We start from the raw sequence: 12900 nt of genomic DNA, 5'->3' as shown, positions 1-12900 counted from the left end.
GCGCGCAAAGGCCATCGACTGTCCTCGAAATGAGGACACTTGCGATGTTACATACCTCGTGCCCGAGCGTGCTCGCATAGTGATCGTTGGAATGGAACGCTTCGCGCGGCGGCATCTGGATGTAGTCGCCGGCAGGCGAAAAGAACGCAGCGTTACCCCCATGCCGAATGTCGATTGGCAGGGTTGCGAAGAAGGCGTCGATCGCGGTGCGGTGTACAGATTCGGGTCGATCTTCAGGCGGCGCGAGGTCTGGATAGTAGTGGGCAGGCAGACCGTCGATCTGATCGGGTAGGGTAGGCCCGCAATGTCTCGGAGAGAACATCGCTAGGCCCCCCTCCGAACCGAACGTGCACCTTTCAGCGCATTCGGCTCTCCACGACTGCGTGCTGTCCGCCGTTGGCGGTCGGTCGGCTGTCCGGCATGGACATCGTTGTGGCAGCGGGAGCACAAGACCATGCGTTTACGCTGACGGGCGGCCGCCATATGGCGACTGAACCCGGCATGCTGCAATTCGCCGATCCTGCGGACGTGATGAACCTCACAAGGTTGGTCATTGCTACCGCAACGCTCGCATTCGCGGGCGTTGAGCCGCTCGACCAGCTCTGTCCTGCTGAACACGAACTTTGCTGAGGAAGGGATATCGATCCCGCCCCAGGTGCGCGTGTGTCGCTGGAGGTCCTTCAACTGCCACAGTTTTATTGTCCGGGTGGTGTCTCCCACCTCGTAGCTGATATAGAAGTCCGTACCGCGACGCAGTTTGGCGAAGACTCTGCGAGCCGATGTCCTGTGCTTTCCGGCGATGGTTTTCACGCATGAGAGCAAGGCGAAGTAACCTGCCTTGTTCAGCTTGCGTTTCACGTCGTCAGCAATGGCATAATAGTTCGCAAAGCCGCGCCATTCGGCGTTATAGGCTAGGACGATTTCCACATCGCTTGCGAAGCGCAAGGCCGCCCTCCCAACAGGTCTGAAGCTGTCGTAGTCGCCCCATTCCTTTGAGTTGACGAACCGCACGACGCGGTCCCTTGGCACCAGAAGTTTCATCCGGTCGGCCAAGCCTCGCCGCACTGCCGGACGACCATCGAAGATCGCCTTGTGCGGATTGGGATTGGTCATGGTCCGGACTTCGTATCCGAGGAACCGTGCCCCATCCGAAGCCTTGTGGATTCCGCTTTTCTCGGCGGACACGGCCAACTTCAGGTGATCGGACAGGTAGGTCCTGACCTCCTCCATGATTTGTCGTGCTTCCGATTTGCTACCAGTGACGCCGATGATGAAGTCGTCGGCGTATCGGCAGTAGCGCAGTCTCCTGTAGTTCGGATCAAAGGCGTCGCTGGCCGGAACGGCAAGCCGTTCCGCCTTGAGCCGACCGATCTCTTCCAAGAAGGAAGTGACTCTGGGATCGTCGCCGCGCCCTTTGGCGCGAAGTTGATCCACTGTGCGGCGGACATAGGACAGGCGGTTCCTGATGCGCCGGGCATCAGGGGATGGTGATCGCTGCTTCCCTTTGTCGAAGCCAGCCATCTTGGCCTGCATGAACATATCCAGTTCATGCAGGTAGATGTTCGCCAGCATCGGGGAGACGACCCCGCCTTGGGGCGTTCCGCTGTAGGTCTTGTGAAAGACCCAGTCTTCGACATACCCGGCCTTGAGTAGACCCCGGATGAGCCGCACGAAGCGACGATCCGCAATCCGTTTTTCGAGCAGGGATACGAGGACATCATGATCGATGTTGTCGAAGAACCCGACAACATCGACGTCGATCAGCCATTTCACCCCGGTCCAGATGGCGCGGATCGATTCCAACGCCGTGTGGCATGAACGTTTCGGGCGGAACCCATGAGAGTGTCTGGAAAACAGCGGCTCATAGATTTGCTCGAGGATCGTCCGCACCACTTCCTGGACCAACTTGTCTTCCGTGGTCGGCACGCCAAGTGGCCGTTTCTGGCCATTGGCTTTCGGGATATACACCCGTCTTGCCGGTTGAGGTCGATAGGTCCCGTTCGCAAGCCGTTCGATGATGGACCTGACCTTGTCGGGCGAGAAGCCGTCGAATGTCTGACCATCAACTCCGGGCGTCATCGCCCCTTTATTCGGGGCGATCCGCTGGTAGGCATGCTCCCAGAGGAGCGGGCTTTTCAGCAGGCGATAGAGGCCATTGACCTTCCGACCCGACCTGATGACGGTCGGGAGTGATCTGACGGCCCTCTCAATGGTATCTGGCAGCATTAGCACACCTCCTTTTGAGGTCGTCTGATCGCAGTCGCTGCCGCCCTTCCCCCGGTCGGTTAGGCTTTCGCCCGGGTCACCCCGAGCTTATACTGCCGACCGTCCGCCGATTGCTCGGCGGCTGTCCCGGCCATTACACCGGGCATTTGAGTAATATGGCGGCTCCGTGCCCATACAGGTCGCTGGTCTTCCCAGCGCCTGCTTCAGGGCATCCCGTAATTACGGAAATTGGAGATACGACGTGGTTAGGTGCCCCGTTCGTTCACTTACCCCTCCCTATAGAGGGTGCGTCAGAGAGGCTGGCGCGCTCGCGGAAGTCCCGCTCGCTGTGGAGGAACTCAACGCCCTTTCCTCCGTCTCTCCGATATGCCGCGTCAACCATTCTGCGACATCGCCACGTTATCAGCCGCTGCAAACTGGGGTTCAGGCAGTATAGCTTTCACCATACACGTCTTGCCCTGATCCCTCGCGCCTCAAATGGCTTTGGCGTTTCGGGACCTTTTCTGAACATGCTATTGTTCCCCGTCCCTTTCGGGATCGCAGCCATTTCTGGCCGAGGTTAGTCCAGTGGGCATGATCTATAGCCAGCAAGATCAACTATCCATGATAGCACTCCTTAATTTCCGCCGTTACGGCGCACCATTGAACACGTTATAGGCCTTGAGAAACCGGATGGCGCGGGTCTGATCCTCGCCGGTCACCCTGTCCTGCTCGGTCTTGCTGATCTGCGAGTAGTAGACGCTGAGGGACGAGGTCTCGCCCTTGCGGACCTGACCGCCAAGGGCTTCGGCCTGCCGGTAGGTCATCCAGTAGCGGCTGTTGTAGCCCATGGCGTCTCCCATGGCCCACAGGAAGAGCGTGTTGATACCCGTATAGGCCGTGCCGCAATGGCGAAGCGGCCTCCCCCCGCCTTGAGTGGCATTCCAGGGCCTCACCCAGGGCATGACGCCCTGTTCGAGCTTGGAAAGAATGAGGGCGGTGATTTCGGCGGCGATGTCGCGGCGCGCTCCTTTGCCGGCTGCCCGGCGCGGACGTGTCTTTGCCATGATAAAATCCTTTGTCGGAATGGCCCGAGTGACGGGCGATGACGAAAAAAGGGGCAGCCCGGCCGAAGCCGAGCTGCCCGCAGGGACGCCCAGGAGAGAGCGTTATTCGGCGGCTTCGAGCGTTTCGTCGGGGTGCTCGACCTCGAAGTCGTTCTGATCGTCGCCGCAGTCCTCGGCAGGATCATCTTCGGGATCCTCGTGGGCGTCGCTGCAATCGTCCTCGTCTTCGTCAATCACCGCCGCACGGGCGATGTCGAACCGCATTGCATCGGGCACCCATGCCAGCGCAGCGTCCTTGATCGCGGGTTCGGTGATCGCTTCACCGGCGAACAGCTTCTCGCAGGCGGCCGAGACTTCAGGCTTCTTCGAGGCCGCATAGCGTGCTGCCAGCACTTCCCCGCCGATCTCGGTGAGGAGCGCGAGCAGCGTCCCCTTCGAGACGCGGTCAAAGAAGTTGGTGGACGTGGGGCGCCACCATTGCGCAGGCTCAATGTGGAGGATGCCGGCGAGACGCGCGTGAAGCGGGTTGGTCGTGTCCGAATAGTCGGGCTTTGCTTCGATCGATCCGGCCACCATCAGCGCGAGCCAAGCGGCCTTGCGTGCGTCATCGAGCGCGCGAAAGCCCTCGAAACGTGTGACCACGTCGCCGGCCTCGGTCCAGGCCGTATCGAGCGCATCGCGTGCCTGTTCGATGGCAATGCGGGCCGGGGTCGGTTCGCAATCCTTCCCGATGACCGGGTCATTCGGGCGCGCCGCCTTCATCGTGGTCCCGTAGCGCTCGTACCCGCGGTTCCCATCGATCATGGCGAACAGCGCATAGTCGAGCGCGAGCGCCGGATCGGCAAGCAGCGCGGCCGCAAGGATGTCCCTGCGCTGCATCGCGAGTTCATCGGAAAGCCGAGCGCTCAGCGGCTTGCCACCCGGCGCGATCTTCTCGGGTGGCGGGGCCTTGCCCGTTGCCCCGGTGCTGCCCGAAGTCCCGCGGTCGTCGCCCGGATCGCGCATCGGGGTTTCGCTGAAGTACGTCGTCTCCAGCACCATCTTGCCGTCGGAGGCGAGGGTCAGGAAAGTGCCGATCTGGCCCTTGAGGTCGTCGGGCAGGATCGTCGGGCGGCGCTGAAGTTCGTTCCACTCGTCTTCGAGCTTGTCGTATTCGGCCTCGAGCGCGCTGCCGGCCTCGTCGTCGAGCTCGCCGCTGTCGAGCTCGTCGCCGATCTCTTCCATCCGGGTCTGGATGGCATCCGCCCGGGCCTCCTCGGCCTCGGACATCGGCTGCTTGGGAAGATTGACACGGTAGAGCCCGTCGGTCGCGTTGTAGATGTGCGCCGAAGCCACCGGCCGGACCCAAGCAAGGCCCTGCTCTTCGCCAAGGCGCTTGGCCTCGGCTTCCATGATAGCTGCCGCCAGCCCCTGCGCGATCTCGGGATCGGACCAGCGGTCACCGTTCTCGCTGAAGAGTTCGCGCTCGATCGTGCCCCCTGCGGCAACATAGGCATCCTCACCGACCAACTGTGCGATCGGGTCGGTTGCCTTGAGGGCGTCGCCGGCAATCGCACGGCGCACCTGATCCGGCGTGGTGTAGCTGTAGTTGCCGTACTGCTCGAACACCCGGGTCTGCTTGGCCTGATCGCCGGTGGTGGCATAGGCCTTGGCCATGTCGAGAGTGATGCGACCTTCGGCGAGTGCCTCGAAAACAGGATCGGCAAGGCCCGCGAGCCGGAGACGCCCTTCGACGAAACGGCGGGTGACACCGAAGCGCTTGGCGACGGCATCGAGGTCGCAGCCTTCGCCGATGAAGTGCTGGAAGGCGCGGCATTCATCGGTCGGGGTCATGTTGACGCGCTGGAAGTTCTCGGCAAGCGAGGCTTCCGACAGCGTTGCATCATCGCCTTCGAGCACCTTGCAGGACACTTCCATGTCCTTGTCGATACGACCCTCTGCAGCGAGCAGCTGCAGCGCCTCGAGACGGCGGCCGCCGGCGAAAACGGCGTAGTGCCCGCGGGGCTTCTTCAGCGCCGTGACACACAGGTTCTGCAGCAGTCCGCGTGCCTCGATATCGCCGGCAAGCTGCGGGATGTCGGTGCGCCCGGACTTGCGGACGTTGCTGTCCGAGTGACGCAGTTTCGAAAGGGCAATCATCTGTTCCATCGTCATTCTCCTGGATGTGGCCCGGCGAAAACCTCCCCGGATCCACCCCATCCACTCCCCCTCCCCTTTCCTCTTCAGGGGTCTCTGTGTCCTATGGGGCACCGATGAGAGCGGTGATGATGGCTTCAGCCTTCTCGGTCGGCACAAACAGCCGCGTCCTGTACTGAATGACCTCGGTGAAGCACCCGAGTGACTTGAACCAGGCAAGCTGGCTGGCGGGTGCGCCGGTGATTTCAATCCGCCACGATCCGTTCACTCTCGAGCGCTTGAGCTCGCAGGGGACAGGGCGCACCAGCGCGATGGATCCCCCGGCCTGGACCGCGCGGAGGGTCTCTGACGGGCTGAGTTGGGCCGGTGCCTCGACGCCGAGATCCTTCAGCAGTTTCCCGACATGCTCGGGAAACACCATGCGCCCGAGCCAGGATTTGCCTTCGGCATCGACGATCCGGTTGACCGCCAGATGATCGGAAGGAAGCGCCGACCAGATCGGCAACAGGAGGCCGGTTGCGATCCGGATGATTTCCGTATCGACGGTTTGAGCCGCTTCCTCGGCCTCGGCCGACCAGGCCGTTGCAAATGCCGACGGCCCGCAGGGCTCCCAAGCGGTTTCGAAGAGGTCATGCTCGCGAAGGAATTCGCGCCTCGTTGGGCGGAGCAGTTCGACACGCGGGACCGGCGTGCCCTCTTCGGTCATGCCGGAGCGGGCTTTCGTCCTGAGCGCAACCTTGCCGGAACGGCCGTTGCGCAGAAAGACTGCGGTGTTGTCGGCGGAAGCAAGCTTGAGCACCCGCTCGAGCGTCACAGGATTGCGCCGGCGCGCGACCTCGATCGTCAGCAGGTGCGAGGTTGCGCCGCTTACGGGATCGGTGCGCAGCAGCGTGTCCTCGAGGATGGTCGCGGTCTCGACCTGCATCGTTTCGACGCCGATGTCGAGGGTGCCGGCATCGCGGGCGGCCGCTACCCGGGTTTCGACAAGCGCGAGGAATTCATCGAAGATGACGTTCTGGTGCCCGATAGGAAGTGCCAGAAGCCGGTTGAGCCAACGCTGGATCGGCGGCAGGTCCTCCTTGATGACCCCGTCTGCGTCGAGAAGCGCAAGACCGGTGCGCTCTTCAAAATCGGCCAGTGTGGTGCTGGTGAGTTTGCCCGCGACGAGCAGATGGAACCAGGTCACGAGCGCGGCCTTGGCGTACTCGCTTTCGAGGTTGTCGGCCGGGTCGAACAGGTTCTGTCCTCCGGTCTGCCGCTGACCGCGGGTGAGCGCGCCAAGGCTGTCGAGGCGGCGCGCGATGGTCGAGGTGAACCTCAGCTCGCCCTTGCAGTCGGTCGTGACAGGCCGAAACAGGGGCGCTGAGGCCTGATGCGTGCGATGGGTACGCCCGAGCCCCTGAATGGCGCGATCGGCCCTCCAGCCCGGCTCCAGGAGCAGGTGGACGCGCTGCTGTTGGTTGGGGACATCAAGGCTCGCGTGGTAGGAACGTCCCGTGCCGCCCGCATCGGAGAAGATGAGGATGCGCTTGGTCCCGTCCATGAAGGCGGCTGCATCGGCTTGGGCCGAACGCACGGTGCGTGTTTCGAGCTTCTGTTGGCCGCCAGCAGCCGGTATGATCCGCTTCGATCGGCCGGTCACCTCGGCGACGTTGTCATGGCCGAAGCGTTCGAGAAGAGCATCGAGCGCGGCCTTGATCGGCGGCAGGGCGCAGATGTGCTCGATCAGTTCCGCCCGGGCGGCCTCGGCCTGCGGGTTTGTCACCGGATTGCCATGCTCGTCACTCATCGGGCGCGAATGCTGCTCACCTGTGTCGTCGGTATAGACCTCCATTTGGCGGGTCGGAAATGCGCGGGTGAGATAGTCGAGACAGTATTCGAGCGGGGACAGCTCGATATCAAGCTCGGCGCGTTCCTCGGCCGAGAGCTCGCCCAGCCTGCGGTTGAGGATCGATTCAGCCGTCGTCACCAGCTGCAGCACCACCGATTTGTCTTCGGCCAGGTGCTGCTCGACCGCGCTGATGATGGTCGGCAGCTTCATCGAAAGGAGCACCTGGCCGAAAAAGCGCTGCTTGCAGGATTCGAACCGGGAACGCGCTGCTGCCTTCGCTCCGGAATTGAGCGTTTTCCCTTCGAGGTCGTCGACGATGCCGGTTAGCTCGAGCGCTGTTTCCAGGTTGCGATGAATGATCGCCCAGGCATCGGCATAGGTGTCATAAACGGCAATCTGTTCGGGCGTCAGCTCGTGGCGCAGGATGTCGTATTCGACACCGGCGAAGCTCAGCGCCCGGGCCATGTAGAGGCCCGTCGCCTTCAGGTCGCGTGCGACCAGCTCCATGGCGGCAATGCCGCCGGCGCGGATCTCGCTGATGAAGGCCTCGCGCGAGGCGAAGGCGGTTTCCGGACCCCAGAGGCCGAGCCTGACGGCATAGGCAAGGTTGTTGACCTCGGAGGCCCCTGTGGCCGAGGCGTAGAGCACCCTGGCCTTGGGCAGGCGGTTCTGGAGGAGAACCCCGGCTATGCCCTGCTGCGAGCCCTTCTTGGTCCCCATGGCGCCCTCCCCGCCTGCAACCCCTCCCATCTCGTGAGCCTCGTCGAAGGCGATGACACCGTCGAACTCTTCACCCGCCCAGCGGATGAGCTGTTCAAGACGGCTGTGATCGCCGCGTGCCGAGCGCAGCGTCGGATAGCTCACGAACAGCACGCCCTCATCGAGGGTCAGCGGCTCATGGATCTTCCATCGCGAGAGCGACTGGACATCGGCAGCGAGCCCGCCAAGGGCCGCCCAGTCACGGCGGGCATCGTCGAGCAGCGGCTCGTTCTTCGAGATCCAGATCGCCCGGCGGCGGCCTTGGAGCCAATTGTCGAGAATTGTGGCGGCGACCTGTCTCCCCTTCCCTGCCCCGGTGCCGTCGCCAACGAAGAAGCCCTTGCGGTAGGATGCGCCTTCCTCGTCGATCATTAGGCCCACGCCTTCGGGATCGGGCTTGAATTTGCCGGGAAGCCACTGTCCCCAGGCATGACCTGCGTAGACCACGGTTTCGAGCTGTGACGCTGACAGCAGGCGTTCGGAGACCGTGCGTTCCGGCAGTTGCGGGATGTGCTGCGGGATCGGCGCAGGGATCGAACCCATCGCAACCGATTCGACGAGTGCAGTGGGGTGCTCTCCAGCGGTGTCAAAGATTACCCGGCTCGGCCGATAGGGAAGATAGACCCCGGCCTGTTCCAGGAGCGGCGCTGGTGTCTCGAGCGCCTTGTAGCCCACGGGGAGGACGTTGTTGCGCACCGGTGCCCGAAAGATGCGCGGTGCTGCTGGCTTTGCTTTCCGGGTCGCTCCGAATAGCGAGATGGCCTTGATCGGTGCTGCGGGCTTGCGCAGCTCTTCGACCATGGGTGTGCGCGGCACGATCTCAAGGGAGTCTGCAAGACCTGCAACGTCCCTGCGCTGAATGGTCGTGAATGTCCGTGAGCCGGGCATCTTGTCGAGGACATAGAGCCTGACCGCAATGCTGGTGCCGTGCTTGGTATATGCCTGCTCAAGGCGGATCGAGGTGCGAACCGTGACGGGTGCCAGCGTGCTCTCGAAGATTTCGCGCATTTTGGCCGAGCGGGAGAACCAGTCTGGCATGATTGCGACGATGCGCCCGCCGGCGCGCAGATGGGTGATCGCGGCGGCAAGGTGGCGCACGGCAGCAAGGTGATCCGTGCCGCGCCCGAGCGAGCGCGAGAAGGGCGGGTTCATGAGGATCAGCGAGGGCGGGTTCTTGTCAGCAAGCGTGCTGGCGATTGCCGCGCCGTCATGGCCGGTGATCGTGGTGCCGGGGAAAATGTCGGCGAGGCGTCCGCGGCGGGTCTCATTGAGTTCGTTGATTTGCAACTCGGCGACGCGCGGAAGCTGGCATACGAGGAGACCGTTCCCGGCGCTCGGCTCAAGGACGACATCGCCCGGCTGAGCATCGGCGAGCATGACGGCGACCGCGGCAAGATCTACGGGCGTCGAGAATTGCTGCCAGTCGAGCTGTTCCTCGCTACGGACGGTCTGGGTCGGGAGGCGGTTCATCAGCGCAATCGACCGGTCGATGTTCTCGCGCGTGAAGGTTGCGTCGGCGGCGGCGCTGAGGCTCAATGCCAGCGCGTGTTCGAGAACCTCGAAGCTGTCGCGCTGGGTCCAGCGGCCGCTTGCGTCATTGCCGCCATAGGCGCTGGTCATCGTTGCGTTCATCATCGCGCGCGTGATGGTGGTGCCATTGTCGATGAGAATGCTGAGTGCGCGGGCGGCAAGTTGTGCGGGCGTGCGCCGCTGTGCGGCCGCTTCGAACAGGTCTGTCATGGAGGTCTCCTGGGTTCGACTTGCCTCATCACGGACAAGCCAACCCTTCCCCTCCCCCTCCCCTCTATTGAGGCCTCGGGACCGCTCCCCAGTCAGCGTAACCTGCGGGCGGTGCCATGCGCCGGATCGTCAGCCCTTCGCGGGCGTGGGCATCGGTGGCCTTGATGCTCGCTCGGCGCCCTTCGGCATCATTGTCTTCGGCAATGATCAACTCCTCGATCCCCTGAGGAAGGCGCACGAGATCGAGCCTCTCTGCTCCGAGCGAGGACCAGGTCGGGATTCCGTGAAGTTCTGCAAAACGGGCGGCGGTCTCGAAGCCCTCCGCAAGTGCCAGCACCTTGCCGGGTCGACGGCCCTGCCAGCTGCCGGCTTGCGGGTTTCCGATCATGAGCTTGGAGCGGTAGCCCTTCCCTTCCCGGCTGAGGTAGATCCGCTGGACCGCCATGATGTCCCGGCCTTGGCGGACCCCGACGAGCAAGGCGGGCTCGAACACGGTATCGGGCTTTCTACCTCGTGGACACCGGGGATGATAACGCAGGTCTTCGTGTTGCTCGAAAATACCGCGATATCGACAATAGGCCTCGGCCCATGTGTTCGCGAGTTCGCGGCCTTGCGACCACAGGTTGCGTGCGATCGCTGTGGAGTCGAATGGCCGTGCGGGGCCGTCCGGGAAAGCGTACATCTTGTCTGGCATGACGAATGCGAGCTCCCGCAACACGTCAGCTGGATCACATCCGGCAAAGCAATGGACAAGGATGTCGTGGTTTCCCTGCCTCAGCGATAAGCTGGGAGTTTCATCTGCATGGGCAGGGCATCGGCACATGGCGCTGTACCCCGACCAGCGGCCGCCAAGGGCTCCAACGATATCGACCAGTCGCTGTGAAGGGGGTTTGGCAATAAGGGGCATAGCAATTCCTATTGAGTTCTCCCTCCCCTCCCCCCCTTTCCTTTGTCCCGGATCAGACGTTGGACGGCCAAGCAACGCAAGGCGGAATATTTTTCTCAATTGACTCTGAGTGTTAGCGAGGGATGCTCGGTCCTTTGCTGGAGCAAGATCATGCATTTTCGTTCCATAATCGGGAGCCTGTTCATCGCAGCGCTTCATTCTGCGGCTACGGCGCAGGAGGTCGAGCTTATAGAATTCGGTGGCGCCCCGCCCCTGGGCTTTGTCATCCATGTTGGCCCGGAGAGAAATCCGGTTGATCAAACGATTATCCGTGAGGAGCCCGATCTGACAACGACGCTTGCCGCCGACTTTACCGGGATTCTCGCGGGGCATCGAAGTGATACTGCCCCTCCAGCGACAGCCATCGCTGTTCCTCAATGGATGCAGAGCGGCCGTGCACCGTCAAACGTCCTGCCCGCACTCTTCCTTTCACCGATGTCTATGGGTGGCTGCGGAGATGCCCAGTATAGACCTCGAAATGATCTTCCTGCGGCAACTGAGCGGCGACGGCTGCAGCATTTTCCGTTGATCGCAGCTATCGCCTGCCAAGAGAAGATTCCGGTGGCCCTGTTCGACGCACTAATCTGGCAGGAGAGCCGGTATCAGGTCCTTGCCCGTTCGCCCAAGGGAGCTATCGGCCTCGCCCAACTGATGCCGGGCACCGCGCGGGAGCTTGGAGTGGCCGATCCGTGGGACGTCGTTCAAAATTTGCGAGGAGGCGCGCGCTATCTCCGGATGCAGATTGAAGAGTTTGGGCGATATGACCTCGCGTTGGCAGCGTATAATGCAGGGCCCGGGAGGGTCCGGGCGACGCGGAGCATCCCGCGTATCCGCGAAACGATCGACTATGTCCGCACAATCACCGCAGCCTGGGCTAACGCAGAGCAGCGCGGCCCGGCCCGTTTCGCTGGGCCCTCCACTTTTCCGACGCTTGGCCGTCCCCAAAGGGCGTCAGTTGCCGATTACACATCAATGAGTGTGGCAAATCCTAGATGATGCGCGAACAGGATCGCCGTCAGCAGGATCACTGGCGCGCCTGAGAGATAATTGATCTGCCAGCGCCACCATAGTTTCGGTACGGCGAAGACCCGCCCTCTCCAGTCGCTGAATTCGAGCACCAGCAAGCCCAGGCGAAGGTCATAGATGGTTTTCACAGCAGCCAGCACAGCGCAGAGCGCGACCATAAGCCCGACGCCGGTGTAGAGAGCAACCCAAGCATTGTAGGTCGCGATAGGCATGCGCAAAGCCTCCTGAATTTTTCACAGGCTAACACGAACTCAGCTTCTGGTATGCCGGAAATCACTGAGGGTCGAATGCTTGTAAGGTTGATGATTGAGATCGCCCGCCGACCGAGCCATCAATCGAGTTCGTGATAGCCGACTCCGATGCGACGGAGGGAGCTCCTTCGCCGCAGACGAATGCGCCTAGCAGCCATTTCCGCATCGCCCCTGTTCTCAAACGAGGCCGTAGCGCCCCTCCCCTTCGTGCCTATCCGTCCCCAACGTCGCTCGACTGTTGTCCATCCGAACAAGTCAGTGGCGACCCAGAGGTGATAATTGCGAGCAATGTTCCGTGAGGGGTCAATTGCCTGCCAGTGCCATGACTGATCGTAAGGTCTTTCCATGCCTTATGCTGCCAGACCGATCATCGCAGGGTCCAATTGGAATTCTGAATCACTGGGCAGCCTGTGATTCACAGAAACGATCGCTCCTCGCTATGCGACGAAGCTCGTGCCGATCCGCGCCCGTCAGCCCTGCTTATTCGACAGCGACCATCGCGAGCAGCGGTATCTGTCAGAGAGCGGTCATCATACTGATCCAAAAAACCTGTAAGCTTCCCGTTGGTTAGACTGGTTATATCCAAGTTAGATCAGTTAAGGCTGCTCTACCGGGTCGCGACTCGTGGGATTCTCTTGGGAATTTCGGACATACGGTTCCCAAAATGTCGGCGATGTGTTCCCGATGTTCCGAATGTCTGTTCCCAAAAGACCGTGTCTTGGTTCCTGAAGTGTCGATGGTTGTGGAAAGGTTGTTCCTAAAGTGTCGAAATCGGCTCTCATGAGGGTCAGGTGCGAGACAAATTGAATCATTATCGAGGCGAGTTCAGGAGAAGAGCTTCAATCTTGCCTTGGCGTTACCATTCGAGCGCATGCGCCCCTGATCGACACGACACATTTGGAACGCTTCGCACGCATGGGCGCTCACGCACGGAGCCTT

Annotated in this window: 9 protein-coding genes; 1 reads left to right on the top strand and 8 read right to left on the bottom strand. The window is 61.9% G+C overall.

All coding sequences use genetic code 11. The annotated features are described in order from the left end of the window. From AX708_RS20785 to AX708_RS06060, 6 genes are all read right to left on the bottom strand, one after another. Positions 1–322, bottom strand: a 322-nt coding sequence (locus AX708_RS20785; RefSeq protein WP_255357977.1) for a zincin-like metallopeptidase domain-containing protein, incomplete at its 3' end; no start/stop codon positions are given. A 2-nt stretch (positions 323–324) separates the two neighbouring features. After that, on the bottom strand, positions 325–2226 hold the full coding sequence (locus tag AX708_RS06080) for a reverse transcriptase domain-containing protein (RefSeq protein WP_010890906.1): 1902 nt from the start codon (positions 2224–2226) through the stop codon (positions 325–327). A 629-nt stretch (positions 2227–2855) separates the two neighbouring features. Then, a complete protein-coding gene (locus AX708_RS06075; protein WP_082747206.1) occupies positions 2856–3272 on the bottom strand; it encodes an ArdC family protein in 417 nt (138 codons plus the stop codon). A 102-nt stretch (positions 3273–3374) separates the two neighbouring features. Then, the gene (locus tag AX708_RS06070) at positions 3375–5420 is read right to left on the bottom strand and encodes a ParB/RepB/Spo0J family partition protein (RefSeq protein ID WP_066526140.1); all 2046 of its coding nucleotides are present in this window, start codon (positions 5418–5420) and stop codon (positions 3375–3377) included. Between the two features lie 91 nt (positions 5421–5511). Further along, on the bottom strand, positions 5512–9738 hold the full coding sequence (locus tag AX708_RS06065; protein ID WP_066526138.1) for a strawberry notch-like NTP hydrolase domain-containing protein: 4227 nt from the start codon (positions 9736–9738) through the stop codon (positions 5512–5514). A gap of 64 nt (positions 9739–9802) precedes the next feature. Continuing rightward, on the bottom strand, positions 9803–10432 hold the full coding sequence (locus AX708_RS06060; RefSeq protein WP_197425896.1) for a toprim domain-containing protein: 630 nt from the start codon (positions 10430–10432) through the stop codon (positions 9803–9805). Between the two features lie 363 nt (positions 10433–10795). Here AX708_RS06060 and AX708_RS21065 point away from each other — a divergent pair, with 363 nt between their 5' ends. Further along, positions 10796–11680: a lytic transglycosylase domain-containing protein gene (locus AX708_RS21065; protein ID WP_082745427.1), complete on the top strand. Its 885-nt coding sequence runs from the start codon at positions 10796–10798 to the stop codon at positions 11678–11680. Here AX708_RS21065 and AX708_RS06055 read toward each other — a convergent pair. Then, positions 11647–11922 carry a hypothetical protein gene (locus AX708_RS06055; RefSeq protein ID WP_066526133.1) on the bottom strand — a complete coding sequence of 92 codons (276 nt, stop codon included), beginning with the start codon at positions 11920–11922 and terminating at the stop codon, positions 11647–11649. The two genes, AX708_RS21065 and AX708_RS06055, sit on opposite strands and share 34 nt — an antisense overlap. Before the next feature lie 119 nt (positions 11923–12041). Beyond that, the gene (locus AX708_RS21340; protein WP_082745426.1) at positions 12042–12308 is read right to left on the bottom strand and encodes a WGR domain-containing protein; all 267 of its coding nucleotides are present in this window, start codon (positions 12306–12308) and stop codon (positions 12042–12044) included. Positions 12309–12900 lie beyond the last annotated feature (592 nt).

The sequence above is a fragment of the Erythrobacter sp. CCH5-A1 genome, from assembly GCF_001557115.1.
In the GTDB taxonomy this organism is placed as follows: domain Bacteria; phylum Pseudomonadota; class Alphaproteobacteria; order Sphingomonadales; family Sphingomonadaceae; genus Erythrobacter.
The sequence above is the reverse complement of the archived record's forward strand: the minus strand, read 5'-3'. Positions and strand labels throughout refer to the sequence as shown.